General features: G+C 39.1%; 23 protein-coding genes and 1 pseudogene. 12 read left to right on the top strand and 12 right to left on the bottom strand.

From position 1 onward, the window contains the following. Nucleotides 1-87: 87 nt before the first annotated feature. Nucleotides 88-1,026 carry a bile acid:sodium symporter family protein gene (locus MKZ25_RS14900; RefSeq protein WP_340802182.1) on the top strand — a complete coding sequence of 313 codons (939 nt, stop codon included), beginning with the start codon at nucleotides 88-90 and terminating at the stop codon, nucleotides 1,024-1,026. 207 nt (nucleotides 1,027-1,233) lie between these two features. Then, complete coding sequence (gene sstT / locus MKZ25_RS14895; RefSeq protein ID WP_340802181.1) at nucleotides 1,234-2,445, top strand: serine/threonine transporter SstT; 1,212 nt, start codon at nucleotides 1,234-1,236, stop codon at nucleotides 2,443-2,445. 93 nt (nucleotides 2,446-2,538) lie between these two features. On the opposite strand, the gene MKZ25_RS14890 is transcribed toward sstT, so the two are convergent. Beyond that, nucleotides 2,539-3,417 carry a DUF4003 family protein gene (locus tag MKZ25_RS14890; protein WP_340802180.1) on the bottom strand — a complete coding sequence of 293 codons (879 nt, stop codon included), beginning with the start codon at nucleotides 3,415-3,417 and terminating at the stop codon, nucleotides 2,539-2,541. 176 nt (nucleotides 3,418-3,593) lie between these two features. Here MKZ25_RS14890 and MKZ25_RS14885 point away from each other — a divergent pair, with 176 nt between their 5' ends. The 5 genes from MKZ25_RS14885 to MKZ25_RS14865 all read left to right on the top strand — a co-directional run bounded on the left by MKZ25_RS14885 (nucleotide 3,594) and on the right by MKZ25_RS14865 (nucleotide 10,048). After that, entirely contained in the window at nucleotides 3,594-4,808 is a 1,215-nt protein-coding gene (locus MKZ25_RS14885) for a carboxylate--amine ligase (protein ID WP_340802179.1), read from the top strand. Between the two features lie 105 nt (nucleotides 4,809-4,913). Then, nucleotides 4,914-5,351 carry an OsmC family protein gene (locus MKZ25_RS14880; RefSeq protein ID WP_340802178.1) on the top strand — a complete coding sequence of 146 codons (438 nt, stop codon included), beginning with the start codon at nucleotides 4,914-4,916 and terminating at the stop codon, nucleotides 5,349-5,351. Nucleotides 5,352-5,364: 13 nt separating this feature from the next. Then, nucleotides 5,365-7,362, top strand: coding sequence for an ABC1 kinase family protein (locus MKZ25_RS14875; RefSeq protein ID WP_340802177.1), 1,998 nt, complete (start codon nucleotides 5,365-5,367; stop codon nucleotides 7,360-7,362). 251 nt (nucleotides 7,363-7,613) lie between these two features. Then, on the top strand, nucleotides 7,614-9,098 hold the full coding sequence (gene hutH, locus MKZ25_RS14870; protein WP_340802176.1) for a histidine ammonia-lyase: 1,485 nt from the start codon (nucleotides 7,614-7,616) through the stop codon (nucleotides 9,096-9,098). A 68-nt stretch (nucleotides 9,099-9,166) separates the two neighbouring features. Then, nucleotides 9,167-10,048, top strand: a complete 882-nt coding sequence (locus MKZ25_RS14865) for a 5'-3' exonuclease (RefSeq protein ID WP_340716108.1) — start codon at nucleotides 9,167-9,169, stop codon at nucleotides 10,046-10,048. Nucleotides 10,049-10,084: 36 nt separating this feature from the next. Here MKZ25_RS14865 and MKZ25_RS14860 read toward each other — a convergent pair whose 3' ends face one another. The 8 genes and pseudogenes from MKZ25_RS14860 to MKZ25_RS14825 all read right to left on the bottom strand — a co-directional run bounded on the left by MKZ25_RS14860 (nucleotide 10,085) and on the right by MKZ25_RS14825 (nucleotide 16,672). Then, nucleotides 10,085-11,218 (bottom strand): Ger(x)C family spore germination protein, encoded by a 1,134-nt coding sequence (locus MKZ25_RS14860; protein WP_340802175.1) that lies wholly within the window; start codon nucleotides 11,216-11,218, stop codon nucleotides 10,085-10,087. Further along, nucleotides 11,215-11,820 (bottom strand): annotated as a pseudogene (locus MKZ25_RS14855) (spore germination protein); the annotation flags it as partial. The pseudogene MKZ25_RS14855 and the gene MKZ25_RS14860, both read right to left, overlap by 4 nt. A 61-nt stretch (nucleotides 11,821-11,881) precedes the next feature. Next, nucleotides 11,882-13,444, bottom strand: coding sequence for an IS66 family transposase (tnpC, locus tag MKZ25_RS14850; RefSeq protein ID WP_340732393.1), 1,563 nt, complete (start codon nucleotides 13,442-13,444; stop codon nucleotides 11,882-11,884). 53 nt (nucleotides 13,445-13,497) lie between these two features. Continuing rightward, entirely contained in the window at nucleotides 13,498-13,851 is a 354-nt protein-coding gene (gene tnpB / locus MKZ25_RS14845) for an IS66 family insertion sequence element accessory protein TnpB (RefSeq protein WP_340732394.1), read from the bottom strand. Next, nucleotides 13,848-14,039 (bottom strand): hypothetical protein, encoded by a 192-nt coding sequence (locus tag MKZ25_RS14840; protein ID WP_340718477.1) that lies wholly within the window; start codon nucleotides 14,037-14,039, stop codon nucleotides 13,848-13,850. Before MKZ25_RS14840 ends, tnpB begins: the two co-directional genes overlap by 4 nt. Before the next feature lie 78 nt (nucleotides 14,040-14,117). Further along, the gene (locus MKZ25_RS14835; protein WP_340802174.1) at nucleotides 14,118-14,975 is read right to left on the bottom strand and encodes a spore germination protein; all 858 of its coding nucleotides are present in this window, start codon (nucleotides 14,973-14,975) and stop codon (nucleotides 14,118-14,120) included. Beyond that, nucleotides 14,968-16,059 carry an endospore germination permease gene (locus MKZ25_RS14830; protein WP_340802173.1) on the bottom strand — a complete coding sequence of 364 codons (1,092 nt, stop codon included), beginning with the start codon at nucleotides 16,057-16,059 and terminating at the stop codon, nucleotides 14,968-14,970. Before MKZ25_RS14830 ends, MKZ25_RS14835 begins: the two co-directional genes overlap by 8 nt. An 85-nt stretch (nucleotides 16,060-16,144) precedes the next feature. Continuing rightward, nucleotides 16,145-16,672, bottom strand: coding sequence for a C39 family peptidase (locus tag MKZ25_RS14825; RefSeq protein WP_340802172.1), 528 nt, complete (start codon nucleotides 16,670-16,672; stop codon nucleotides 16,145-16,147). 130 nt (nucleotides 16,673-16,802) lie between these two features. Between MKZ25_RS14825 and MKZ25_RS14820 the strand changes: the two genes are divergently transcribed. Continuing rightward, nucleotides 16,803-17,327, top strand: a complete 525-nt coding sequence (locus MKZ25_RS14820; RefSeq protein ID WP_340802171.1) for a sigma-70 family RNA polymerase sigma factor — start codon at nucleotides 16,803-16,805, stop codon at nucleotides 17,325-17,327. Then, a complete protein-coding gene (locus MKZ25_RS14815) occupies nucleotides 17,296-18,222 on the top strand; it encodes a hypothetical protein (protein WP_340802170.1) in 927 nt (308 codons plus the stop codon). The genes MKZ25_RS14820 and MKZ25_RS14815 overlap by 32 nt, the downstream gene beginning before the upstream one ends. A gap of 48 nt (nucleotides 18,223-18,270) precedes the next feature. Here the strand turns inward: MKZ25_RS14815 and MKZ25_RS14810 are convergent, their stop codons facing one another. The 3 genes from MKZ25_RS14810 to MKZ25_RS14800 form a co-directional block, all read right to left on the bottom strand. Next, nucleotides 18,271-18,882 (bottom strand): NAD(P)-dependent oxidoreductase, encoded by a 612-nt coding sequence (locus tag MKZ25_RS14810; protein ID WP_340802169.1) that lies wholly within the window; start codon nucleotides 18,880-18,882, stop codon nucleotides 18,271-18,273. 2 nt (nucleotides 18,883-18,884) lie between these two features. After that, complete coding sequence (locus MKZ25_RS14805) at nucleotides 18,885-20,078, bottom strand: MFS transporter (protein ID WP_340802168.1); 1,194 nt, start codon at nucleotides 20,076-20,078, stop codon at nucleotides 18,885-18,887. A gap of 139 nt (nucleotides 20,079-20,217) precedes the next feature. Then, nucleotides 20,218-20,535 carry a thioredoxin family protein gene (locus MKZ25_RS14800; protein WP_079524204.1) on the bottom strand — a complete coding sequence of 106 codons (318 nt, stop codon included), beginning with the start codon at nucleotides 20,533-20,535 and terminating at the stop codon, nucleotides 20,218-20,220. A gap of 242 nt (nucleotides 20,536-20,777) precedes the next feature. Between MKZ25_RS14800 and MKZ25_RS14795 the strand changes: the two genes are divergently transcribed. The 3 genes from MKZ25_RS14795 to MKZ25_RS14785 all read left to right on the top strand — a co-directional run bounded on the left by MKZ25_RS14795 (nucleotide 20,778) and on the right by MKZ25_RS14785 (nucleotide 26,403). Then, on the top strand, nucleotides 20,778-23,162 hold the full coding sequence (locus MKZ25_RS14795; protein WP_340802167.1) for a 3-hydroxyacyl-CoA dehydrogenase/enoyl-CoA hydratase family protein: 2,385 nt from the start codon (nucleotides 20,778-20,780) through the stop codon (nucleotides 23,160-23,162). Nucleotides 23,163-23,282: 120 nt separating this feature from the next. Then, nucleotides 23,283-24,455: an acetyl-CoA C-acetyltransferase gene (locus MKZ25_RS14790; RefSeq protein ID WP_339172880.1), complete on the top strand. Its 1,173-nt coding sequence runs from the start codon at nucleotides 23,283-23,285 to the stop codon at nucleotides 24,453-24,455. Nucleotides 24,456-24,618: 163 nt separating this feature from the next. After that, complete coding sequence (locus MKZ25_RS14785) at nucleotides 24,619-26,403, top strand: acyl-CoA dehydrogenase family protein (protein WP_340802166.1); 1,785 nt, start codon at nucleotides 24,619-24,621, stop codon at nucleotides 26,401-26,403. Nucleotides 26,404-26,670 lie beyond the last annotated feature (267 nt).

Below are 26,670 nucleotides of genomic sequence, written 5' to 3'. Positions count from 1 at the left end.
AAGGCTGATTTTCATCTTGTCCGGGCGCATTGTGCTTATGTTACAATTCGGTAAAGGTATACTAATTCATGAAAAGAGGCGCAGTGCATGGTACAATCGCTCAACCAATTTATTCAAAAGTGGATGCCGGTATTAACACCGCTTAGCTTAGTCATCGGTGTTCTGCTCGAAAAAATCGGGACACATTTCCTTTTTCTAGTCCCGTTATTATTTGCAGTGATGACTTTCATCAGCAGTTTGAATCTGAAATTCCGCGATATAAAAGTGTTTAAACAATACCCTAAAACAATTTTATTTATGATTGCTTTTCTACATATACTTATGCCTTTATGGGCGTTCTTTCTGGCGGAGCTCATATTCGATGACCGTCTATTAACAATCGGTTTCCTTATTTCGGTTGCTGTTCCAACAGGAGTTACGAGCGTCATTTGGGTGACGATCAGTAAAGGAAATCTGCCTTTATCACTCGCCATCATTTTGATCGATACATTGCTTGCTCCGATACTTATGCCTTTAATTTTGCATTTAGTTGTCGGGGAGTCCATATCGCTAAATACGCCAGCGCTTATTTTTGATCTCATTTGGATGATTGTTCTGCCTTCGATAGTAGGTATCCTCGTCAATGAATGGACAAAAGGAAAGCTGTTCGAACAATATGGGAAACCAATGTCTTTAATTTCAAAAATCTGTTTGTTCGGAATTATTATGATTAATAGTAGTGCGATCGCTCCGTATGTAAAAACAATCGATTTGGAACTTGCGAAAGTGATTGCCGTTGTTCTGTTTTTAGCAGTTTCGGGTTATGTATTTTCTCTTTTACTAGGCCGTCTGTTTTGGAAATCTGAGGCGGACCAGGCGACTTTTGTCTTTAATGGAGGAATGCGGAATATAGCGGTAGGGGTCGTTATCGCTACTACATATTTTCCGTCGAAAGTAGCAATGCCGGTCGTTTTCGGGATGTTATTTCAGCAAGTATTAGCTTCAATATTTTATAAAATAATTCAAAAAAATTCAGCGACAGAGTAAAGACGAATATGAATAGTGTACTGTGGGAAAATACAGTTGTGTTATTTAGTCGCACATTGTATTATTGTTCTAGAGAAATCATTAAATTTTGAAGAGTTATATTAAAATGAGCTTCAGTCGGAGAATTGTTGTAGTGTAATAATCAAATCAATTACTTGTCTCAAACATCCAGAAGCAATGTAACATCTTAGAATAGCGGGGGAAATTATGAAGAGAATGTTCGAGAAATGGAACAGCATTAACTTAGTAAACCGTATTATTGTTGGTATAATTATTGGCGTAATTTTAGCACTGACGATTCCTGAAGCAGTAAGTGGTATTACCATTCTAGGTACTCTGTTCGTTTCAGCTTTAAAAGCAGTTGCACCGATTTTGGTGTTTGTGCTTGTCATTAATGCGATTGCTTCACATGCTGGCGGCAAAGCAACAAATATGAAGATGATTCTTGCTTTATACGGGGTTGCGACATTAGCGGCAGGATTTGTAGCAGTCATTGCAAGCTATATCTTCCCGACAGTATTAACATTAAAAACAGCAGCACAGGATGTGACTCCGCCTAGCGGAATCCTTGAAGTATTTGAAACATTACTGTTCAACATCGTGACAAATCCGGTAACTGCCATTATGAATGCAAATTATCTTGGCATTTTAGCTTGGGCAGTTGTTTTAGGAATTACTTTAAAAGCATCCAATGATTCTACAAAAGGTGTGCTTGCGAATTTTTCGGAGGCGATTACGAAAGTTGTACAATGGATCATTAGCTTAGCACCATTCGGTATTTTAGGAATAGTTTTTGAAGCGATTTCTACAACAGGTCTTTCAGCTTTAGGGGAATATGCCCGTCTAATTCTGATTTTAGTAGGAACAATGTTCTTCGTGGCCCTCGTTGTGAATCCGCTAATTGTATATGCGGTAGCAAGAAGAAATCCGTACCCGCTAATCTTCACATCTATAAAAGAGAGTGGGATTACAGCCTTCTTCACACGTAGTTCAGCGGCCAACATTCCGGTCAATATGGCATTGGCGGAAAAGCTGAAATTAAATAAAGATACATACGCTGTATCGATACCATTAGGTGCAACAATCAATATGGGCGGAGCAGCCATTACAATTTCTGTACTGACGATGGCAACTGCTCATACATTAGGAATCGAAGTTGATTTCCTCACTGCGGTCATCTTAATGGTAATGGCTGCAGTATCAGCTGCAGGTGCATCTGGTGTTGCGGGCGGCTCGCTGTTACTGATTCCGTTAGCGTGTAGCTTATTCGGGATTTCGGACGATATTGCGATGCAGGTCGTGGCAATTGGTTTCATTATCGGTGTAATCCAGGATTCTTGTGAAACAGCATTGAATTCTTCAACAGATATCGTATTTACAGCAGCTGCTGAATATGCGAAAGAACGTAAACAAAACTAATAAAAACTGTGCTGAACGGAATCAATTCCGGTTCGGCACAGTTTTTTATTGTTAAATGAGCATCGCCAACAGAAATGTGGCTATTATAATGTTCTAGATTTGAATGGTCTGCAGCAGAGAAAATAAATGTGGAGAATCATATAAAGATAGGTTACCGATTGCTTCGGTCGATGTGTATATTTGGGTTGCTACAAGCAGAGAGTTAAAATGCATCCGATCCAATTTTAAAAAGCGACAGATTTCTTCATGCATATCATGGAGTGCCGGAAATTGGTGAACTTCAAACTTGGCGAGTGAGAGCAGGGCTATCGTATTGTAACGGTGCGTTGTAAGTGTTATTTCTGTCTTTTTAATATACGTCGTCAGCTCTTTTAACCGGGCAAAGGTTTCGTGATGAAAATCTCCTGTTCCGATTGTTAAAATGACAGCTGTATTGGTCGTGTCCTTTGTACGTTCAAAACCGATTGACACAAGTGACTGATAATACTGTTCCACACTATTTGCCAGTACTTTTGTGTCTTCCGCCCGTCCGGCAAGCATCGCACTAGTGGAAAGTTTTAGTGGCGCATGTTTTACGCTTTCTTTGTACATAAAATCTTTAATTAACAGATCGATTCGCTCGATCTGTTCTTCAGATTTTAAATAGGCAGCCGCAATATAGCTGTCATCATGGCGGTTAAACTGCTTTGTCAGTATTTTATGTAGATTTAAAGTTTCACTGACTTTTTCAGGTTTGTTCGCATAATGAACAAAGTATGTATTAATGATTTCAGTATTAATCCGGGCAAAGTTATACCATTTTGTATTGGTTTTGATCTGCTGACGGACTTTTTCATAATCTTCATAGTTGAACACGATATTGCGGACAGTCAGCTTTAATGCAAGGTCAATATAAAAATATTTTGCATCTGCCCCAAAATATAAAACGATTTTATCAATGTTTGTAAAAAATAATTGTAATTGAGCATTCATCCCGATCACCTCTTCCTTAATACGTACGTTTTAAACGGGGAGAAGTTTCATTAAAATACACGGGAAATAATAAAAACCGTTTACAAAATACAGCATAAATCGATAGAGTATTGTATGATAAATAAGTGATAAATCAAATAAGAAGACCGTTGAACAGATTGAGAGGTAGTATAGTAATGACTCGACAACCATTTTTACCGATTATTGTCGGTACTGATATTAATGCATATAACATGGCGATTTCTTTCCATGAAGAATATAAAATCCGTCCGATTCTAGTAGGAAAAGGTGTTTTGCCTTTTACGAACTTGAGCAATATTCCGCGTGCGATTGAATATGACAAAAAACTTGGTGAACCGGATCAGTTTGCCAAAATATTAATTAGCGTAGCGAAGAAATATGAAAATGAAGCGGAAAAACTGATTTTAATCGGTACAAACGATTTATACGTCCGTTTAATCATTGAAAACCGTGCAATTTTAAGAGATTACTTCGTGTTCAACTATATCGATGAGAATTTAATGAATGACTTGCAGATCAAATCCAATTTCTATAAGCTGTGCGAACAATACGGCATCGATATACCAACGACTGTATTTTACGACTGCAAAACAGATGGTGCATTTGAAACCGAAATGATGTATCCGGTTATTATTAAACCGAGTAACGGAATTGAATACAGCCGTCATCCTTTTGAAGGCCAGGCGAAAGTTTTCAAAGTGGAAAGCAAAGAAGAAGTTCAAAAAGTAATCGATATGATCAAAAATAGCGGCTACCAGGAAGAACTCATTATTCAGGATTATATTCCCGGTGATGATACAGCAATGTGGGATTCGGTAGTCTATGTTAATGCAAAAGGGGAAACACAGCTTGTATCGTTTGCACAAGTTGTCCTTCAGGAACATACGAAAACAGCGATCGGCAATTACACAGCGCTTATAACCCGCTACAACGAAGAAGTGATGACGAAGCTGCGCGGCTTTTTGGAAGCGGTCGGCTATCGCGGGTACGGTAACTTTGATTTGAAATACGATGAGCGTGACGGGAAGTTTAAAGTGTTCGAAGTAAATATTCGTCAAGGTCGTTCTAGTTATTATATTAATGCAATGGGTCATAATTTGGCGCGCAACTTTGTGGAAGATCTGATTTACGATATTCCGAAACCTTGCTCGTATTTAAAAGGAGATGTCCTGTTTTCAGTCGTTCCGAAAATTGTATTGAAGAAATTCGTTTACGATGAAACGGTGAAAAAGGATATTCGACGTCTGATCAAGGAAAAGAAACTTGTAAATCCGTTGTTCTACAAACAGGACAAGCATTTTAAGCGCAAAATCTACATGTTTATCCGTCAGGTCAACTACTATAAAAAATATAAACAAAACGTATGGTAAAAAACAGCCGATTAACAGGAGCTTTCTGTTGATCGGCTGTTTTAATAATCTGAAAGTTTTGGACCAAAATGTTATAGTTAAAGAAAATTGAAAAGAGTGATATTTATGGCGGTACATACTTTTAAGTTAACGATTGACTGGCCAGGAGGGCGAAATGCGGTTGGGGACTTGAAAACCGAACGATTGCAGACACAAATATCGATTCCGCCCGAAATGGATGGACCCGGTGTTGGGACAAACCCGGATGAAATGCTCCTAGGTGCCGCGGCTACCTGTTATTTAATTACACTGGCGGCAATGCTGGAGAGAAGCCAAATTGACGCAAAGCTGGATTTGAAATCAGAAGGGCTTGTTGATGTGACGAATGGTGTTTTTACATACAAAGCGATCCACCATTATGTCGCTATTGACCTGCAGAACAAAGAAGATGAACGTGCCCGCCGGATAGCGGAGCGCTATGCATATAAGGCAGAGGAAACTTGTATGATTAGCAAAGCGTTAAAAGGGAATGTAGAAGTGCATACACATTTAACTTTGACCTAAAGGGGCGATTTGAATGGATTTCATTTCAGTAATAATACAGCTGCTCATTGCATCAGCGCTGATATTCTTTATTAGCGGCCGTTTAATCGGCTCACAAATAAGTTTGATGAAAAGACTATTATCCGTGCTGATCAGTGTTTCACTGACTACCTTTGTTTTCTGGTATACATATTTGCGCGGATCGGACTATTATGACCAGGGAATCGTTTCAAATGTTGTCAACATAACAACTATTATCTGGTTCGGCAGTATGCTTCTTATTTCGATGCTGCTTTATCTGTTTTTCGAGTTGTTTGATTCGATAGAATTGAATGAAAACGGCACACCTGTCGGCAGACGTTCGTATTTTAAAACACTCATTACGTACTGGAAGCGTCAAAAACGTTTACGTGAAGTAGTGGGGATTGCTGTAACGAACGGAGTCACACGAACGATGAAATACGCCCGTGCCCGCGAAGATGAACGTGAACTCGCAAAAGCATTACGGGATACACTTGAGCAGTGCGGCGGGGTATTTATTAAATTTGGACAAGTACTATCAACACGTAAAGAGCTCTTGTCACCGATTTTTATTGATGAACTTGAAAAGCTTCAGCAACATGTAAAGCCCCTTTCCGAACAGCAAGTTGACCAAATAATTGCTGAAAATTTTAATGCGGGTACGGATCAAATCTTTTCCTATATAAATAAATCACCGTTAGCTTCCGCTTCGATCGGTCAAGTACATAAAGCGGTGTTAAAGGAAACAGACGAACCTGTCGTTGTGAAGTTTTTACGACCTGACGTGAAAAATATAATGCAGGATGATCTATCGATTTTAATGGAGTTTGCCAGATGGATTACCAGCAAATCACAGTGGGCCGAAAACTTGGGCTTTTACGATTTGGCGAAAGGCTTCAGCATGGCGTTGAAGGAAGAAATCGATTTTAATATCGAGGCCCGTAATATGGAGCAGGTTGCCAAAATTGTAGAACGTGGCAGTATTGATGTGAAAGTGCCGAAAGTATACCGGGAATGCAGTAATTCCAATGTTGTGGTAATGGAATATATAAAAGGGAAGTCAGTTACAGTAGCGAATGAACTATTTACAGATTTAGGCATTGACCGTCATCAGTTTGCAAAAACATTATTGTATTCGTTTTTGGAACAAACGCTTGTTTCTGGGATTTTCCATGCTGACCCGCATCCGGGGAATATTTATATTGAGGAAACAACCGGACGTGTCGCGATTCTCGATTATGGAGCTGTCGGCCGTTTAGCTGAATTGCAGCAGGAAGGGTTAAAGTACTTCCTTGTCGGAATTCATCAAAACGATGCAGCGCTTGTTGTTGATGGGATTGCCCAGCTTGTAGAAAATGCCGAGCAGATCAATCGGCACGAAATGGAGCAGGCAATTAGCCAGATTCTGCTGAAAATCAACTATGTGTCTACGATTCCGACTGATGAGCTAATGTACTCCATTTTCTCTGTTGTGCGTGAATTTGGACTTCATTTCTATCCGTCCGTCAACGTGGCATTACGTGCCATTGTAACATTAGACGGTACATTGTCTATTATTTGCCCAGGATTCAGGATTTTCAGTGAAGTAAAAGACTTCTCCAATGATTATTTGAAATCAAGCTTCCTGAAACCGTTCAAACATCCGGTAGAGACGAAAGACTTAATCGAAGAAGAACTGGCACTGATGTTGCCGAATCTACGGAAAATACCGCGCCGTCTAGATCAGTTATTCAGAAAAGTGGAGAGCGGTAAAATCATTTTGCATCATGATATTTTTTCGGATAAAGCGAATTCCATGTTTGTAACACAGCTGTTTTCAAGGTTTGTTTTGCTGATGGTCGGAATTACATTTGGAATTATATCGGTTGCATTACTAGCAATCTCTCAATTTATTCATAATGCTTATGCAATTTATTTAAATACGGCTGCTTATTTAGGTTTGTTTTTATGTGCGATCTTGCTCGTACGATTATCGATTCAAGCAATCCGAGATATGAAGCGTACAAAATAGAGATCCTATTACGGGATCTCTATTTTTTTGTCCTTTTTCGCTTTAGCACTTTACTATAATAAAATACTAAATCGCTAGAAGATTAATGTATTAGCAGGTGAATAACTTTTTAGAAATAAAACGTACAAAGCCTTTAAAATAAGCTTTTTCAACTCAAGTATGATTTTAATTGTGAAATTTTAGTAGCAATTAACTGCTATTTAAACAATAATAAATTTGAGAGATAAGAATAGTTAAAAGGGGTGCGGTAAATGATTCAGTTAAACGGTCAAAATTTATCGATCGAACAATTGGGGCGTATTTTATATAATGGGGAAAAAATAGAGATAGCGGAAGAAGCTAAAGTAAGTGTTGTTAAAAGCCGTGACGCAGTGGAAAGGATTGTTCAGCAGGATAAAACCGTATACGGGATTAATACAGGGTTTGGAAAGTTCAGCGATGTGAAAATTGCAGAGCATGAAGTAAGCAAGCTGCAAGTTAATTTAATTCGTTCGCATGCATGCGGTTTTGGGGAGCCTTTTTCGGAACACGTTGCAAAAGCGATGATGGTGCTTAGATTAAATGCATTATTAAAAGGGTTATCAGGTATCCGCTTGGAAGTGCTGGAGCGGCTGTTATGGATGGTTAATGAAGACATAATTCCTGTAATTCCACAGCAAGGTTCACTCGGAGCATCCGGAGATTTAGCACCACTTTCTCATTTAGTTTTAGCGGTCATTGGGGAAGGGGAAGTATTTGTAAATGGTGGTAAACATCCGTCACATGAAATATTTGAACAGCTGGGACTGCCGAAAATTGAACTGCAGGCAAAAGAAGGTCTTGCGTTAATCAATGGAACCCAGGCAATGACTGCACAAGGCGTAGTCAATTACTTGGAAGCCGAGAAACTGGCTTATGCAAGTGAATGGATTGCTTCAATGACGATGGAAAGTTTATACGGGATAATCGATGCTTTCCATCCAGCTGTTCATGAAGCGCGCGGCATGCAAGAACAAATGGCTGTGGCAGAGCGTATGCGTGATTGGTTAAAGGACAGCAAACTTATTACTCATCAAGGGGAAAAGCGTGTGCAGGATCCGTATTCGCTTCGCTGCATCCCGCAAATCCACGGGGCGAGCTGGCAAGTATTGAATTACGTTAAAGAAAAGCTCGAAATCGAAATAAATGCAGCAACAGATAATCCGCTTATTTTTGATGATGGCGGTTTAGTCATTTCAGGAGGAAACTTCCATGGGCAGCCGATTGCATTTGCGATGGACTTTCTGAAAATCGGCATGGCGGAGTTGGCCAATGTATCAGAGCGCCGGATTGAACGATTAGTAAATCCGCAGTTAAATGAGGGATTGCCAGCATTTTTAAGTGCGAATCCAGGACTTGAATCAGGCGCGATGATTTTGCAGTATAGCGCTGCAAGTTTAGTATCGGAAAATAAAACATTGGCACACCCTGCATCCGTTGATTCCATTCCGTCTTCTGCGAACCAGGAAGACCATGTATCAATGGGTACGACAGGATCTCGCCATGCACGCATGATTATTGCAAATGTAAGAAATGTACTGGCGATTGAGGCATTTTGTGCAGCACAAGCAGTGGAATACAGGGGTGTAGAGAACATGTCGCCCAAACTCTATGAGAAGTGGAAAGATATTCGCAATATAGCACCTGCTATGACGGAGGATCGTATTTTCAGCAAAGACGTGAATCGTATTATCGACTACTTGAAACCGAATGGGTAAGTATTTACAGCTACATTCTACCGGTGCTTTTGTTATAATAAGTGTTTAGTAGAAAGAGGAGATTTATTATGACAACAAAACCACATTTATTAATAGTTGATGGAATGGCGCTATTGTTTCGTTCATTTTTTGCGTCAGCCGCAATGAATCAATTTATACGTTTAGATGACGGGACACCATCAAACGGTGTTCAAGGCTTTGCCCGTCATGTATTGACAGCACAAAATCTGATGCAGCCGACACATTTGGCGGTATGCTGGGATATGGGCGCAGTTACTTTCCGCAATGACCTATACGATGGCTATAAAGCAAATCGACCTGCACCACCGGAAGAGATGCTGCCGCAATTTGATATGGCTAAAAGAGTATCGGAAATGATCGGGTGGCAAAACTTTGGTACACAAGGTCTTGAGGCGGATGATTTAATCGGCTCAATGATTGAGAAGTGGAAAGACGATGCACAAATTACTGTAATTAGCGGTGATAAAGATTTACTGCAATTACTAAACCCTTCGACAACGATTGCCTTTACGAAAAAGGGCTATACAGAATACGATGTTTATACGGAAGGCCGATTTGTAGAGGAATATGGCATTGCGCCAAAACAATTCGCGGAAGTTAAAGCGTTTATGGGAGACACGAGTGACGGTTACCCTGGGGTTAAGGGAATCGGACCGAAAACAGCGTTACAGCTAATTCAAAATCACGGTTCCATCGATGGCGTTTTAGAAGCGTTGCCAACATTAAAACCGGGTCAGCGTATTAAAATTAGTGAAAACGAAGCGATGTTACGCTTATCGCATCAATTGGCTACCATCCATTGTGAAGTACCAATTGACGTGGAGTTGGATCAATTAGCCTTATCTCCCTATGCTCCGGAGCTGTTTGATCATATTGAACAGCATGGCTATCGACTGATTGCAAAGCATGCACGTTCTATTTATAAATAAATGTAAAGAGGTTGTGCACATCTGCGCAACCTCTTTTTAATGGGAAATGATACGTTTCCCTTTGACTCTTACAAGCTCCACATCCACATTCCGAATAGTAGACTCGTCAAGAGGAATTTTCCCATCTTGCTCATACTTTTTCCATGTTTTCAAATTTTTTCGGTACAATATTTCAGATAACCGGTATATATCGGAGTCAAATTCTAATGAAGCTTTATAGGTTTGCTCGATTTCTTTTTTTACTTGCTCCTTAATCTTACTTTCTAATAAATCCATTTTATCTTCATTAAGCATTTCATTTGTTTGAACAACCAATTGAACTTGTAAATCGAATTGCACATTACTATCGGAAACAATTGGTGTAATTTTAGAACGCACTTCGTCAACTGTTGTCGTTGTATATAATTCTTCAAACTCTTCCGTTTTAACGGTAATATCTGAGCGGTCTGTTTCATTCTCTAGCCATTGAACACCTTTTAGGTCGTCGCCTAATAAGTTCCCTTTTAAACCAGAGTTCTTACCGAGAATGCTTATGCCTTTAAATGAATAGACAGGATCTGGTCCATCTTCCTTTGACCAGTTTTCGCTAATTTCGATAAATGGTATATTGGCTTCATGACTAGGTTCATTCAAATGAATCATAAGTTCCCGTAATTGTATAGGACGGACCCGGGATGACTGATTAAATGAACTGAGCGGGTCGGATACCTTTGAAAGGGTAATGGATTTATTAATAATGGGTGTGATGAGCAAAGCTTCCTTAAGTGGTGAATCTGTAATATAAGCCCAAGTTGTATACCTCCATTCCCTGTATCGGATAAGGGAATTGATAACAGGTTCTACTTTACCTTCCTTTGCGATATTTTCCGAAAAGAGAACATAGTTTAAATGCCCTAAAAAGAAGCGCTCATCCATCGTTTGATATAAATTAAAAAATGCTTCATCAAATGTCTTTCCTTTGGCAATCCCAACTTCAGCCTGCGTAGCTTCCGGGTTTGGCTGTTCGCTTTTAGCAATATTAGTGAAAGCAACAACTTGACTATAAATTTCATATTGACCATCTTTATAATCGATTCCTAGGCCAAGTAAATAATACATACGTTCAGGCTGATTTGTATCCCAGCAGCCAGCAACTAAAAGTAACAATGGAAATAAAAGCAATTTTTTCATTTTGTTTTTTCCTTTGTTTTATCTTTAACATTTAATACTTCCGGTCGTTTAGTGTTCGAAGTTGCTGGTGGACGGAAAAGGGACATTTTTATATTATCCCAGCTCAAATTGACTGCTATATTTAAATAAGGAACACCAAATACACGGATATTTGCGATATAAACAAGGCAAATATAGATCAATAAGAAGAAACCGAAAAGTCCTAAAATCGATGTAATAAGAATAAATACAATTCTCAGCATGCTGATCGTCGTAACGAAGGACTGATTGACAAGTGTAAAGGTAGCAATCGTTGAAATGGCTATGACAACAATCATTGCCGGACTAGTAATCCCAGCTCGAATGGCTGCATCACCTATAATTAACCCTCCTACAACACTGATCGTTCCACCTAAAATACTCGGTAAGCGTAATCCCGCTTCACGAAATAACTCAAACATAAAAAGCATTCCAAGCATTTCTATAGCTGCAGGAAGCGGGGAGCCCGTATTGGTTTGTACAACTGTCGCAAGTAATTGAATTGGGAGCTGCTCTTGATGGAATGTTGTTAACGCAAGCCAAAAAGCCGGTAGTAAAAGGTAAGCCCGAAATATAAAAAATAGCGCACCTTCACGGTACGCACGACGAACGGCCAGCTAACTGAAATTTTTTTCAGTTAGCTGGCTATTTTGCACATGTGGCTTGAATATTTTCTGACCATGGCATGTAATTATGTAAAATCTCAGGTTGTTGATGAAACGATATATTAGGTAATTCCGTCATCAGCTTTACCAAGTACTGATAAAAATCAATTCCGTTTGCTTTGGCCGTTTCAGCCAAACTCAAACAAATGGCATTCGCATTAGCACCTGCTTCACTCACGGAGAAGAGCCAGTTTTTGCGACCAATGACATTTGGACGAATGGCATTTTCAGCGGGATTGTTATCAATGGCGACATACCCATTTTCAAGGAAAACCTTTAACTCCGATGAACGGCTTAATGTATATTCAGCTGCTTTCGCAATGGCATTTTTACCGAAGAAAGGCGAACGATCAATCCAATCCATAAATTCATCGACGATCGGTTTTGCTTCCTGTTGGCGAACTTGCACGCGCTCTTCCGGTGAAAGATGTTTGATTTTTCGTTCGATATGAAACAGCCGATCGCAATACTGCACGCCTATTCGTCCATTTTTACTATCGGCTTTTAGCCAATAACGGCGTACGTGAGCCCAACAGTTGGCGAATTGAACATGAGGTAATTGACCGTAAGCTGAATACCCATCACAGATCACAGTGCCTTTGAATCCCTTAATTAAATCTTCTAATACAGCGCGCCCTCGAGAAAGAGCGCTCTTAAATAGAACGATAATGGGACCTTCACTTTGTACACTGCGACATACCCAGTTATAAGCGTTTGATTGAGCTGGCTTTCCATCTGAACGCTTAATTATTTGTGCATAGGTTTCATCTATATGCAACACAGATTTTGCCGTTAATAATTGGTTCATCAAATTATAAAGCGGTTGAAGCCAATCCTCTGCCACACGTATTACCCAATTGGATAGATTTTTATCATTTGTATGTAGTCCATGGCGCTCCCATTCATTTACCTGACGGTAAAGAGGTAAGTACTGGATAAACTTATCGTAGATAAGCTTTGCCAAAACAGTAGGACCGGCAATGCTTCTTTGGATTGGACCTTGCGGTGCTTTACCTCGTTTAATTTGAGCTTTTAGTAGGGCATCGTTTTTACACGTTTTGCACTCATACACATGTTCAAAATGTTGCACACGCTTCAGGGAGGCTGGAATAAATTTTGCCTCTTCACGTATCAACGTTGAACTGAACTCTACCATCTCCCCAAGACAGCAGTCACAAGCTAAGTTGGCTGGGTGATGATGAATTTCTTCAATTTCTATATCCTCATGAAACGAGTCATTTCGTTTTTTATTTGTCTTTTTACGAGTAACCGTATAACTAACCGTTTCGGTGCTTTGTTCTTCTGTTTGCTCAGGTTCGTTAAAAGACGGATCGTCTTCAAATAATGAGCCTTGTCCATCTGGTGCTTGATACTTTGATTTTTCTGATTTAGAACCGTATAAAGCTTTTGTTAATTGGCGAATTTGTTCAGTCAATGCTTCAATTTGTTTGGTTAAATTTTTATTTTGTTCTTTTGTGTAGGCTAATTGTTCTTCCAATAATTGAATCACTTTTTCATTTGAAGCGTTTCCCAAATCATTCACCACATTTCGTTCAATTTAAGTTATGAATGATTATACCACTTAAAATAGGGCTATTAAAAGATACCTTTTGTAGATTTTGCAATCGCCTTTGGCTGTTGCAGAGATAATCCTTCTAATAACCAACGAAGCTCTTGTTGCGAAAGTTTGCGTACCTCATTTTCATCTTTTGGCCATTGTAATTTCCCATTATCTAATCGTTTATAAAGCATGGCGAAGCCATCTCCATCGAAATACAAACATTTATAACGATCCTTGCTCCATCCAGAAAACAGAAAGATAGAATCACTATACGGATCCAATTCGAAAGAATCTTGAATGAGCGTTGCGAGACCATCAATTCCTTTACGCATGTCTGTCTTGCCGCAGATGATGTAGATGTTTTGCACGCTCGTAAAATCCTGTTTCATCCCTTCAGCTCCTTCATAATGGTTTGGATAATGCGCTCATCTACGCCATTGAAGAAGGAAATTTCAGCCACAGCGGTTTTAATTACACAACTTGGCTCAGCAGTGTATTGAAGAGAATGATTCGAAGAAGTTTCAACTGGAAGAGGATCGAGTTTGACGGGAACAATGGTTAATTTGTTTTTAGACATAAATGGCACCTCCTTTGATTGATACATTTATCGTACCGGAGGTGCCTGCTGTTTTATATGCGTTGTTTGATTACGGGCTTACAGTAAAAGCGCTATTAATATGCAGAATAAACGTAATAATCTTTCTAACGAGCTGAATATGGATGGGAAATCATTATCCTCTCCGGACTTTAATAATGATAGAATATTGGTGGGCGTGATAATTGCGTATGCAATTCCGTCTACTAAAATGATAAATCGTCCAGTAACGAGTGATTGCATCGCAAAATCAGGACGAGCTGTAGAATCATTTAAAGGAATTAAATATGAAATTTTATTCATCCGTTCCATTATTAATTCACCACTTAAAATAACATCTGTATCGATTTCAGAGAGTTGTTTTTTTAATTGTTTCAAGATAGATAAATCTGCAATGTCATTAAAATATAAAATAGCGATCTTTGTTTTTGAACGTGTCCCTAACGTTATCTTTTCAACACTTAATGAATTCGTAGGCAGACGTTTGCGGATAAGAGCAATATTTACACCTAAATCTTCAATGAAGTTATCACGTGGACCTTTAATAGTTACTTCTAAGTTTGATTCCTCAGGGCTTCGATTAGGCTTGTTTTCAATATTGCTGCATAACAGTATATTTAAATTCTCGATATAAATAAGAACAAATCCGCTAAATACATTCGTAACAGCTTCTTGCAAACCTTCAATTTTCAGTAGCTGGGGAAGATGCAATTTCTGCATTAATACTGCCTCATCAAATTGTTCCTTTTGTTGGCATGCCATTCTTAATCGGGGTACGACTACTTCATTGAATAAATGATTATCTGTCATCGCTTCACAGGTGATGAGCATAACGTTGCTTGCAGGAAAGTTAAATGTTTGAAAGCGAATATCAGCACAATTATCAAATTGCTTTTTTAAGGTAGCGTATTCAATCATTATATTCCAACTTTCGCTTTTGTTTTCGATTTGCTAATATAAAGAGAATAATTGAAAGTACGAAAAAGAATAACGTAGTACTTATTAGAAAATATTGCCCCTTCCATTTGCTAAATATACTGTCATCAAGTAAATAAAGAGGCAGTGAGCAAAAAACAAAGATCGGAAAAATATATTCCCAAACTTTCTTCTTTTGACCAGTGAGCCCTAATAGCTCGATTGTTATGAATAATATAAAACCAATACGGACAAATGCTCCTGTAAGCCACTGGTAAATAGAAAAGAAATCGATATGGTTTATAAAGCTTCCGATTGAGGCAATTCGCCATTCTTCAAATGCGGGGTAGCGCTGTTTAGCAGCCTCAGTTGGTCCAAATTCGGCAATTGCCCCCAATAAGGGACCTAGTGTTAATCCAAATAGTAAAAAGAGCATGATTAATAAATGCCAAAATTTAAGCTTTGTTTTAAAGTGCTGCTGAATAAAAACGAGCAAATAAAGCTCAATAAAGCCGGAAGCAGGATAGACCATCGATTTGAAAACCGGTGTAAATCCATGCTCGAAAAATGGCTGCAGCAATGCATAGTCTTTCACTTGAATATTAACAAAAGCGATAAAGAAACCTAGAACTACGACAACAAACAATACGACAACATTGACCATCGTTATCGTTAATATGGAGGATGTTGCCAGTAAAAGGCATACAACAGTAAAAAAGAAAAACAAAAGCAATGGCGGCGTTTGCAGCAAAAAAGTTGTTGAAACCCATTGTAATGTTTCATGCATTGTAATAACGGCCATGAGAAGTAAGTAAAAAGCAATGATAAAGATAAGCACTTTACCCAGCTTAGGGTAATTGTTTAGTAAATACGTACGAAGAGACTCTTCTTTTATTTTTTTTATTGTAATAAGAGGAAGAACTAACCAGGGAATCATCAAAAATATTGAAAAAATAACAGAAAACCAAGCATCACGACCTGCTCCATGTAATAAGGATGGAATAATTGTGACGTGGTTTTTTAATCCGATGAATGTCATCGTTAAAAAAATAATATGTAAAAGACTAATAGAGCCAACTGATTTCATAATGTATCCTCGCAGTTTTTTTTACAGTAATAGCCAATCGACTAATCATTTATTCAGAAAAAAGAAAACAGCACTAGCATAAATGCTAATGCTGCTCCTTTTCGATTTTAACGAAGCTTAATATTTTGCGGTTGTCATCATACTTAAAAGTTCGGATTTGACTGTCACGATTGCGGCCTCCGTTATCATGAATGGTTAAGTATAGTTCATCGTCTTTTATTTCATAACCAATTAAAGGTACCCAGTGGTATTTATAGAGAGGGGTATAACTTTTCAAAAACTGCCCGGTAAAATACACATCAAACTTCATCGCTACCGGATTACCTAAGCGTAATTGCTCAATCGCCTGAGTTAATGTACATTCTTCTATACACCAGTCATCTCCGAGTAGTCGACGTAGGTTTCTGATCATCCGCCATTTGAAAAGTCCGATTTTTGTGCCACCTAAAAATTGATAAAGTTCGTTAACATTTTTTGAGCGGATCGTTTCATCTTCGCATAAGTAATTCAAAATAACATGTGCAGTCGTAGGGCCGCATGCTGAGTTTTGATATTCAGGCCGGATGTCCGAACTATATTGTGACCTGCCATTCACATTTAATAATACTCGCATACACAAAACCTCCAAATAGTTATAAAGTAGTTTAATACCCACAATTAGAAAAAATATTCATTAAAAGTTGAAACTAAAAATAAAACAGCTCCGTCTAACGGTCAGCAATTAAAACAAAGGGGGGAAGAAAATGGAGCTTGAAGTGTTTATAAGAACACATGGCGAAGAATTGCTTCGACTTTCCTATACATATGTGAAAAATAAAGAAATGGCAGAAGATATTGTACAGGACGTGCTGTTAAAAGCTTATGAGCAGCGTGGGCAATTTCGTGGCGATGCGAGTTACCGGACGTATTTATACCGAATGACGATCAATCGTAGTTATGATTATTTACGCAGCTGGAGCTATAAAAATACCATTTTAACAAATAAAATTCAGGAAATTTTTAAAGGTACCAAATCTGCTGAACAGCAAGTGCTTGAACGAAGCGAAAATCAAATACTGGGAAATCTAGTTTTGGAGCTGCCGATTAAATACCGTGAAATTATCATTCTCTATTATTATAAGGAAATGAAAATCGACGAAATCGCACATTTATTATCAATTTCGGACAATACCGTGAAAACTAGGCTGAGGCGTGGACGCGAGAAGTTAAGAGAACAATTAAAAGGTGGTGAATGGCATGACGAATTCTCAAGTGAAGCAAGCAATTGATGAAACAATCGGCAGACAACCGCTTTTGGATGAGGCATTTGTACAAAAAGTACTGGATGGGAAACAGCATCGTAAAAAGCGGATGCCCTTCATGCAACCTGCCATCGTATTACTATTGCTTTTTGTTGTAGGTGGTATGCTTTACTTTATGCCGCAATCGGAAGAACAGTTGGCGCTCGGTACGGAAGATGAAAATCTGTATTTGGCAAAACCTGAACATTTTCATGACATGATGATGCAAAATCGTAGAGATAGCAGATTAATGTATGTATTTAATAATGGAACACTTTATTACACAAGCGATACACGCCTTTATTTAGAAAAACCTAAATCAGAAGATGAAATACCCTACTCGGGGGAATTATTCGAGGAAAGATATACAAATATAAAAATCAAAACAAAAAATAACCAATATTTCATTACAGGAGATAACGGTTTTAGCTGGACATTAACACGGACTGCTCCTCGTATCCTTGTAGATGAGAAAGGTATTGAATATACTATACCGATTGCTTTTGAGGATATACCTAAAACTAGTGATATTCTACTGGAAGATGAAATTCAATCGCTGGGAATTTATAAAATCGGCGGTCTTGGGACATATGCCTATACTTTAGATGAAGATTTAGATGAGGTAAATGAATTATTCAATCAGGCAACCGTGAATGAAGAGCCCATTCGTTTAGGTATACCTGAGTACATGATTGATATCGAATATGAAAATGGAAATAGAGAAAGCCTGGAGCTAATGTTCAGTGAAAGCAATGATGCAAGCTATGTAAAAAAACATGATATAGTAAATAATACTTTAACTTTATTCAAAATTCCAAAAGCACTGGCCGATCATTTCAGTCATTTAGCCGAGAAGATAAAAGAAATCAATAAAGCCAAATAAAAACGAAAACTACCTCAAGCTTTTGGGGTAGTTTTCGTCTGTTTAAATCTAGCTGCATAAACCAACTGATTTGTTTTCGTATTGGGCATCATCCAATGCTTTCACCATAAAGTGGGCCACGCTGGCTCTTGGAATCGAGCTTGAACCTTTTGGAACCGTATCGACTGCTTCTTTATAATCGGTTTTTAACGGTTCATCTTTTAAGCCCATTGGACGTGCGATTGTGTACGTAATGTTTTTAGTTTTGTAATAGTTAAGCGCTGCACGGTGATCGGCTAATGGATTTGCGAGCATTTTCATCATCAATTTACCCATCACACCGGGTATTTCTCCGTCTACTCCTGCTGAAGCACAGTACACTAAACGTTTTACGCCGGCTTTTTCCATACCGTCCGCAATATTTTTGCCCATCGTTTCAAGTTCGTTGGATTTTTTTACACCTGTACTTGAACCTAAACATGAAATAACCGCGTCATGTCCGAAGACCGCCTCAGCCACTTGGTCAGCATTAAATGCATCGCCTTGAATAATTGTTACATCGGCAGTTTTTAATTTTTCAGGTGTACGTACAAATGCGGTAACTGTATGACCAGCCTTAACAGCCATTTCAACAAAATGCTGTCCAACGCCGCCAGTTGCCCCGAATACAATAATTTTCACGATTAATGGCCCCCTTTTAATGCTGCTTTTTGAATCTTAATACCTTTCCACATAAAAGTAAGAATGATTGTGAAAATTAATATGATTAAACCTGCGATAAACGGGTATAGAATATCGATATCATATAATGCGCCTGCAAGAAGAGGACCCATAATATTGCCGATACTCATATAAGCGTTGTTCATACCCATTGCAAATCCTTGCTCATTACCCGCCATTTTTGAAATTAATGTCGTTAATACAGGACGCAAAATCGATGTCGCAAGGAATATTAATAACGAAATCGCAAAGAACATCGTATAGCTTCCTGCGATAATCGACAGGAAGAAGCCGGAAGCGGTAACGATTAAAAACAATTTTAATACATTTACTTCACCGATTGTTTTTACGAGGCGGTCGACTACAAATAATTGCATAATTACACCGACCAAACCTGTTGATGTTACCATAAAGGCAATTTCCTGAGGTGTTGCGCCAAATTTATCATCCACATAAAGCCCTAGAACCGTTTCATAAGACATTAAACCGAAGCTCATGATCAGTGTAATAATAAGTGGAATAAAGAACGGCTTTTTAACAGATAAAACAATATCCTTTACCATTGATGTATTTTCGCCTTGTGGAATTTCCACCTTTTCTTCCTGGCTCTCCGCCAATGTAAAGTATGAAACAACAAACGCAACAAGTCCGACTATCGCTGAAACAAGAAGCGGTGTTTTAAGTCCGAAATCCGCTAAAAAACCTCCAATACCTGGTCCGATTACAATACCAAGTGACATCGAGGCTGAAATAAAACTATTTCCTTTTGCACGCTGATCCATTGTTGTAATATCTGCTACATATGCGAAAATCGCAGGAATTAGGAACGCACAGCCAATTCCGCCGATAGCACGTGATAAGTAAAGCAGCCAAATGGAATCAGCAAAGTAGAAAATAAACATCGAAATAGCCAGCGTAAGCAGTCCGATATTAATGAGCGGGCGACGACCATACTTATCCGTCCATTTCCCCCCGATAGGTGATACTAAAAATTGTGCGAATGCAAAAATCGCAATGATTAAACCTGCAGCTGTTCCGCCTTGCCCGATTTCTTTTAAATAGGCAGGGATAATTGGAATGATAATCCCAAAACTCCCAACAGCAATAAACATGTTAAGCATAAGTAAAGCAAGCTTTTTTCGTTGATCTGACGTCATAAATTTTCCTTTCTTACAATAAAATTTCACGTAATCCATTGTAATTAAAAAACCGCATTATGACTAGCGCTTTAACTTATAAAAATAAACAAAATAAATCCAAAAGCGGTAAACTTTTGGATTCATTCGTAACTACATATTATGCTTGTGCGTTTAAGAATTCTTCTACTTGTGCAGGTGATTTTGCATTAGCGCTATGTAAGTGTGCTAATTTTTCACCATTTTTGAAGATTAGTAATGATGGAATCCCCATTACTTGATATTTTTCCGCTAAATCCGGGAAGTTATCACGGTTGATTGAATACCAGTCATATTGATTGTACTCTTCAATAATTGGATCGATAAACATATCCATACGTGTGCAGTCCGGGCACCAGCCAGCGAAGAATTTTACGATTACTGGTTTTTCAGTGCTTGTCAGTTCTGTGAATTGTTCAATTGTTGTAATTTCTTGCATATTAATCACGCTCCTTACGCCCATTGTACACGATTATGACAGCTTACGAAAAGTAATTTAGCTTAATATATGTACCTTCTAGCAATAAAAATATAAGAATAATAAATTTATTTAAAATTGCGAGAAAATTATTGCTTAAATTGTCAAAATAATCTACACTAAGAACAGAAAAGCTGTTTGAAGTTTTTTTTTGATTTCAAAATGAATGACTGTTCATTCAAAGGGAAAAGGGGGAAGTGCTCGTGTCTTACAAAATTGAAAAAGTAGCGGTTTTAGGTTCAGGGGTAATGGGTTCAGGGATTGCAGCACATTTGGCGAATATCGGGATTCCTACATTGTTATTGGATATCGCTCCGGGCGAATTAACAAAGGAAGAAGAAGCTAAGGGGTTAACACTTGATTCAAAACCTGTAAAAAACCGTTTTGCAGTTTCGGCAATGCAAAAATTACTAAAGCAAAAACCAGCACCACTTTCATCGAAAAAAAATCTAGCATTAATTACACCAGGTAACTTTGACGATGATTTAGAAAAGCTGAAAGATGTTGACTGGATTATTGAAGTAATCGTAGAAAGATTAGATATTAAAAAAGGATTATTCGAAAAGATTGATGCTGTACGTAAACCAGGCACAATCATTTCATCAAATACATCAGGGGTTAGCATTAATGCAATGGCGGAAGGGCGTTCAGAAGATTTCCAGGCACATTTCCTTGGAACACATTTCTTCAATCCGCCACGCTATTTAAAATTACTGGAAATCATTCCGGCTAATACAACAAAACAGGAAGTTGTAAACTTTATGCAAACATTCGGCGAGGATGTATTAGGTAAAGGTGTTGTTATTGCAAAAGACACACCGAACTTTATCGCAAACCGAATCGGAACATACGGCCTAATCGTGACAATGAACGAAATGATTGCACGTAACTATACAGTAGGTGAAGTAGATTCAGTAACAGGACCACTAATCGGCCGTCCGAAATCTGCGACATTCCGCACATTGGATGTTGTTGGTCTTGATACTTTTGCACATGTTGCAACAAATGTATATGACCAGACAACAGGTGAAGAACAGGCAGTATTTGAAGAATCACCTATTTTGAAGAAAATGATCTCAAATGGCTGGATCGGCGCGAAATCGGGTCAAGGATTCTTCAAAAAAGTAGGAAAAGAAATTCTGCAATTGAATCTATCGACATTTGAATATGAACCTACTACGAAACTTGCAGCACCATCATTGGAAATGGCGAAACAAGCAAAAGGTCCAGGAGGTAAATTAAAAGTTTTAATTTATGCAAATGACCGAGTTGGGGAACTATTATGGAATTCATTCGCACCGACATTAATTTACTCTGGGAAATTAGTAGGTGAAATTGCAGACGATATCGTTGCAATCGACAATGCGATGAAATGGGGCTTCGGCTGGGCTCAAGGTCCATTTGAAATGTGGGATGCAATCGGCGTAGAAAAATCAGTCGCTAAAATGAAAGAAGAAGGCCGTGAAATTCCTGAATTCGTTAAAGGTTTACTAGAGAAAGGCCTGAAAACATTCTACTCGGAAATCGATGGCGATCTAGCTTATTACAACGGTTCAGAATATGTAAAAGTGCCGGTGAATGAAAAAGCGATCGACTTAAAACGTTACAAGAAAAAACACGGTGTGATCAAATCGAATTCAGGTGCAAGCCTAATCGATTTAGGTGACGGAATCGCATTGCTTGAATTCCACTCAAAATCAAATGCAATCGGTTTAGACATTGTTCAAATGATCAACTATGCGATTGATGAAGTGGAGAAAAACTTTAAAGGTCTCGTAATCGGGAACCAAGGTAAAAACTTCTGTGTCGGTGCAAACCTTGCCATGATTTTAATGGAAGCACAAGACGATAACATTTTCGAACTGGACTTTGTTATTAAATCATTCCAGCAAGCAATGCGCCGTATTAAATATTCAACAAAACCGGTTGTTGCGGCACCATTCCAAATGGCATTGGGCGGCGGAGCGGAAGTATGTTTACCGGCTGCACATATCCAGGCGTCAGCAGAAACATACATGGGCCTTGTAGAAGTAGGTGTCGGCTTAATCCCAGGAGGCGGCGGTAACTTAGGCCTTTATCAAAAGTTCATCAAAGGCTTGCCAAATGGCGTAGATGTAGACTACCAGCAAATCGCGAACAAAGTGTTCGAAACAATTGCAATGGCGAAAGTTTCAACTTCTGGTGAAGAAGCACGCGAAAACAACTTCCTGGACTTTGCGGACGGTATTTCAGTAAATCCGGATCATTTAATCTATGATGCAAAACAGGCAGCACTTGCACTTGCGGATGCAGGCTATACCGCACCAGTGAAAAAGCCGGTGAAAGTAGTAGGCGCACCAGGTTATGCAACATTATTGTTAGGGGCTCAAGGAATGTTCGATTCAGGCTATATTACAGAGCATGACTTGAAAATCGCGAAGAAACTTGCGTATGTAATCGCAGGCGGAAAAGTACCATACGGAACAGAAGTGTCGGAAGAGTACTTATTAAATTTGGAAAAACAAGCATTCCTGGAACTGGTTGCAGACCAAAAATCACAAATGCGTATGCAGCACATGCTCGTAAAAGGAAAGCCATTACGCAACTAATAGAAGTCCGCGCCGCAGAGAGCGACAGACTTTTCTAAAACGATGTATTAATTGAAATATTTTGCCGGCAACTAGCTTACGAGTTTACTTGCCGGCTAATCACAAGGGGGAAACATCATTATGCGTGAAGCCGTTATCGTTGCAGGAGCACGAACACCAATCGGACGTGCGAAAAAAGGATCACTTGCGAACACTCGCCCAGATGATTTTGGTGCAGTCGTAGTAAAAGAAGCATTAAAGCGTGCGGGCTATGAAGGTCCGGTTGATGATTTAATTATGGGATGTGCAATGCCAGAAGCAGAACAAGGGATGAATGTTGCCCGCTTAGTTGGGGCATTGGCAGGGTTACCGGATGAAACACCGGCATTAACAGTGAACCGTTTCTGTTCATCAGGACTGCAAACAATTGCCTACGCAGCTGAGCGTATTATGCTTGGCCATGCAAAAGCAATCGTTGCAGGTGGTACAGAATCGATGAGTATGATTCCGATGACTGGTAATACAGTTCGTCTAAACCCGAAAATTGCTGAAGATGCACCACAATACTATATCGGTATGGGTCACACAGCTGAAGAGGTAGCGAATCGTTACAATGTAACACGTGAAGAGCAGGATGCATTTGCCGTACGTTCACACGAGTTAGCAGAAAAAGCGATTAAAGAAGGTAAATTCAAAGACGAAATCGTTCCGGTTGAAGTAACGGAATATTACGTCGATGAAAACAACCAGTTAAAAGAAAAAGTGACGATCTTTGATACAGATGAAGGGGTTCGCCCAGGTACATCGGTAGAAACGTTGGCAAAATTACGTCCAGCATTCAATGTTAAAGGTTCTGTAACAGCAGGAAATGCTTCACAAACTTCTGACGGTGCAGCAGCAGTACTAGTAATGGACCGTGAAGAAGCAGAGAAACAGGGCATGCAGCCACTGGCTAAATTCCTAGGATTTGCTGTCGGCGGAGTTCCACCGGAAGTAATGGGTATCGGACCAATCGTAGCAGTACCGAAAGCGCTTGAAATTGCAGGGATTACACAAGATCAAGTAGACCTGTGGGAAATTAACGAAGCATTCGCATCTCAATCAATTCAAGTTGTTCGTGAGCTAGGCATTGATATGGAGAAAGTGAATGTTAACGGAGGGGCAATCGCATTAGGTCACCCGCTTGGTGCAACAGGTGCGATTCTAACAGTGAAGCTGATCAATGAATTAAAACGCCGCGGCGGTAAATACGGTGTCGTAACAATGTGTATCGGCGGCGGAATGGGCGCAGCAGGGGTATTTGAAGTTCTTTAATTGTCTGGGGAAACAATAAGTGTTGTTTGTAGTGAAGGTTCGACTCCAGCGGGAAAAGCACGACGCCTGAGACTACAGGCTCAGGCCGTGCCCGCGGAAAGCGTAACCGAAACGGAAAACAACACAATAAACAATCACAAAGGAAACTAGGGAGGAATTTATAATGGCACAAACAACAAACAGCATTATTAAAGGTGGCGGCTTTTTAATCGAGGACGTGGATATTAACCGAGTAATTACACCGGAAGATTTCACAGATGAACAAAAAATGATTGCTCAAACAACACAGGAATACGTAACGAACGAAGTATTACCAGTAGTTGAAAACTTGGAGCACCATGAGTTCGATCACTCTGTACGTCTATTAAAAACAGCAGGAGATTTAGGTTTACTGGCAGCTGATGTGCCAGAAGAATACGAAGGCTTAGGCTTAGATAAAATTTCTTCTGCATTAATCGCAGAAAAAATGTCACCGGCTGGCGGTTTCTCAATCACGCACGGTGCCCATGTTGGGATCGGTTCATTACCAATCGTATTATTCGGTAACCATGATCAAAAAACGAAGTACTTACCGAAGTTAGCTTCAGGTGCTTTAATCGCAGCATATGCATTAACAGAGCCAGGTTCAGGTTCGGATGCATTAGGCGCTAAAACAACAGCTAAGTTAAATGAAGCAGGCACACATTACGTGTTAAATGGTGAAAAACAATGGATTACAAATGCAGGCTTTGCAGATGTATTCGTTGTATACGCGAAAATCGATGGCGATAAATTTACAGCATTCATCGTTGAGCGTTCATTCCCGGGTGTTTCTGTAGGTCCGGAAGAGAAGAAAATGGGGATTAAATCATCTTCAACTCGTACATTAATTTTAGAAGATGCAGAAGTGCCTGTAGAAAACTTACTTGGTGAAGTAGGCCGCGGTCATATTATCGCATTCAACATTTTAAATATCGGACGTTATAAATTAGGAGTAGGTACTGTAGGTGCATCTAAACGTGCATTTGAATTAGCGGTTGCTTATACAAACCAACGCCAGCAATTCAAAACAAAATTATCGGACTTCAACTTAACGAAAGAAAAGATCGCATCAATGGCTTCTCACATTTATGCATCTGAATCGTTAAACTACCGTACAGTTGGTTACTTCGAAGACCGTTTAAGCCAGTTATCTGACGAAGAGCAAAAAGACGGCAAATCAATTGCAGCAGCAATTGCTGAATATGCTATTGAGTGCTCAATCGCAAAAGTATTCGGTTCTGAAACATTGGATTTCGTAGCGGATGAAGCGGTTCAGCTACACGGCGGTTACGGCTTTATGGCTGAGTACGAAGTAGAACGCATTTACCGCGACTCTCGTATTAACCGTATTTTCGAAGGTACAAACGAAATTAACCGTATGATCGTACCGGGCACATTTATGAAAAAAGCATTAAAAGGTGAGTTACCGCTTTTACAAGTAGCGCAAGAACTGCAAAACGAACTATTAATGCTTATGCCTGAAGAAATTGGTCAAGGTGCATTAGAGCAAGAGAAATATTTAGTGAAAAATGCGAAGAAGATCGCAGTACTTGCAGCAGGTGCAGCAGCACAACGCTATGGCGCAAAACTGGATGCAGAGCAAGAGCTGTTAGTGAACATCGCGAATATTGCGAACCAATTATACGCAATGGAATCTGCAGTAATCCGTACACAGAAAGCAATCGAGCGTGACGGAGAAGAAAAAGCAGCACAAAAAATTCTTTATACTCAAATTTTCTGTCAGGAAGCATTCGCAGAGATCGAAAAAGAAGCGAAAGAAACATTAATCGCTTCAGTTGAAGGTGACGATGCACGTATGATTTTATCGGCATTACGTAAATTAACGCGCAACAACCCTTACAACTTAATTCCGAAAAAACGTGAAGCTGCAGCGAAACTGATCGAAGCAGAAAAATATGTAGTTTAATAATTTGATTGTAATCGGGTGCATGGCCGTGCACCCGGTTTTTCTATGGATTTTCTAATAAATCGTAAAATGTTCTAATATAATTTCAGAAGTTCTAATATATTTCAGAACTTCTAATATAAGTACCATATCTTCTAATATGTCACTCAAAGGTTCAAATAAGTGAATCCATTCTTCTAATATAAGTCCGGCATGTTCTAATATTTTCATACATCTTCTAATAAAAACTGCTCCGATAATGCGAACACATTTTTGATTTGTCCTTCT

The organism is Solibacillus sp. FSL W7-1464 (assembly GCF_038004425.1).
Classification (GTDB): Bacteria; Bacillota; Bacilli; order Bacillales_A; family Planococcaceae; genus Solibacillus.
The sequence above is the reverse complement of the archived record's forward strand: the minus strand, read 5'-3'. Positions and strand labels throughout refer to the sequence as shown.

Excerpts from the sequence above, each read along its gene's own strand:
- MKZ25_RS14900 (WP_340802182.1), top strand. The coding sequence starts at position 88 with ATGGTACAATCGCTCAACCAATTTATTCAAAAGTGGATGCCGGTATTA.
- sstT (WP_340802181.1), top strand. The coding sequence starts at position 1,234 with ATGAAGAGAATGTTCGAGAAATGGAACAGCATTAACTTAGTAAACCGT.
- MKZ25_RS14890 (WP_340802180.1), bottom strand. The coding sequence starts at position 3,417 with ATGAATGCTCAATTACAATTATTTTTTACAAACATTGATAAAATCGTT.
- MKZ25_RS14885 (WP_340802179.1), top strand. The coding sequence starts at position 3,594 with ATGACTCGACAACCATTTTTACCGATTATTGTCGGTACTGATATTAAT.
- MKZ25_RS14880 (WP_340802178.1), top strand. The coding sequence starts at position 4,914 with ATGGCGGTACATACTTTTAAGTTAACGATTGACTGGCCAGGAGGGCGA.
- MKZ25_RS14875 (WP_340802177.1), top strand. The coding sequence starts at position 5,365 with ATGGATTTCATTTCAGTAATAATACAGCTGCTCATTGCATCAGCGCTG.
- hutH (WP_340802176.1), top strand. The coding sequence starts at position 7,614 with ATGATTCAGTTAAACGGTCAAAATTTATCGATCGAACAATTGGGGCGT.
- MKZ25_RS14865 (WP_340716108.1), top strand. The coding sequence starts at position 9,167 with ATGACAACAAAACCACATTTATTAATAGTTGATGGAATGGCGCTATTG.
- MKZ25_RS14860 (WP_340802175.1), bottom strand. The coding sequence starts at position 11,218 with ATGAAAAAATTGCTTTTATTTCCATTGTTACTTTTAGTTGCTGGCTGC.
- tnpB (WP_340732394.1), bottom strand. The coding sequence starts at position 13,851 with ATGAAACAGGATTTTACGAGCGTGCAAAACATCTACATCATCTGCGGC.
- MKZ25_RS14840 (WP_340718477.1), bottom strand. The coding sequence starts at position 14,039 with ATGTCTAAAAACAAATTAACCATTGTTCCCGTCAAACTCGATCCTCTT.
- MKZ25_RS14835 (WP_340802174.1), bottom strand. The coding sequence starts at position 14,975 with ATGATTGAATACGCTACCTTAAAAAAGCAATTTGATAATTGTGCTGAT.
- MKZ25_RS14830 (WP_340802173.1), bottom strand. The coding sequence starts at position 16,059 with ATGAAATCAGTTGGCTCTATTAGTCTTTTACATATTATTTTTTTAACG.
- MKZ25_RS14825 (WP_340802172.1), bottom strand. The coding sequence starts at position 16,672 with ATGCGAGTATTATTAAATGTGAATGGCAGGTCACAATATAGTTCGGAC.
- MKZ25_RS14820 (WP_340802171.1), top strand. The coding sequence starts at position 16,803 with ATGGAGCTTGAAGTGTTTATAAGAACACATGGCGAAGAATTGCTTCGA.
- MKZ25_RS14815 (WP_340802170.1), top strand. The coding sequence starts at position 17,296 with ATGACGAATTCTCAAGTGAAGCAAGCAATTGATGAAACAATCGGCAGA.
- MKZ25_RS14805 (WP_340802168.1), bottom strand. The coding sequence starts at position 20,078 with ATGACGTCAGATCAACGAAAAAAGCTTGCTTTACTTATGCTTAACATG.
- MKZ25_RS14800 (WP_079524204.1), bottom strand. The coding sequence starts at position 20,535 with ATGCAAGAAATTACAACAATTGAACAATTCACAGAACTGACAAGCACT.
- MKZ25_RS14790 (WP_339172880.1), top strand. The coding sequence starts at position 23,283 with ATGCGTGAAGCCGTTATCGTTGCAGGAGCACGAACACCAATCGGACGT.
- MKZ25_RS14785 (WP_340802166.1), top strand. The coding sequence starts at position 24,619 with ATGGCACAAACAACAAACAGCATTATTAAAGGTGGCGGCTTTTTAATC.